The organism is Pseudomonas sp. 51_B, from assembly GCF_017491595.1.
GTDB lineage: Bacteria > Pseudomonadota > Gammaproteobacteria > Pseudomonadales > Pseudomonadaceae > Aquipseudomonas > Aquipseudomonas promysalinigenes.
Map to the genome: position 1 here is coordinate 1 of NZ_JAFGYW010000354.1, position 459 is coordinate 459.

General features: G+C 69.9%; 1 pseudogene. It reads right to left on the reverse strand.

Annotation, left to right across the window (positions count from 1 at the left end):
• Window positions 1–399: pseudogene (locus J5M56_RS25200) on the reverse strand (class II histone deacetylase); the annotation flags it as partial.
• Window positions 400–459: the final 60 nt, after the last annotated feature.

Sequence of the window (459 nt, forward strand, 5' to 3'; positions counted from 1 at the left end):
TGCGTTGGCCGTGCGCTCGGCGAGCACCGCGTCGACGGCGGCGAGCGCGAGCCCCGCGGATAGCGCCGCGATCTCGTAGCTGCCACGGCCGAACGGCGCGAGTTCGCCGAGATCGCCGCCACCCGCGTCGCTCGCGCGCTTGAACGCGTCGAGGTAGTGCGCGGGGTGGATGCGCCGCAGATCGTCGTCGGCCGCGGCGGGCGCGCTCGACATGTCGAGTTTCGCCGCGAGCCCGGACGCGTGCACGAGCGACAGCAGACGCCGCTTCGAATCGGGCGATTCCGCATAGCCCGCGCTCGACGGCGGCTGCACCCAGCCGCCGACCGGAAAGAACAGCGCATGCGCGCCGCCCGTGTGCCAGAAAGTGCGTTCGTCGGTGAAGAAAGCGGTTTTTGTCATGGCGATGGGCCGAAGCGAAGAGGGAAGGGAAAGCAACGACACGGAGTGTCGAGGCGTCAG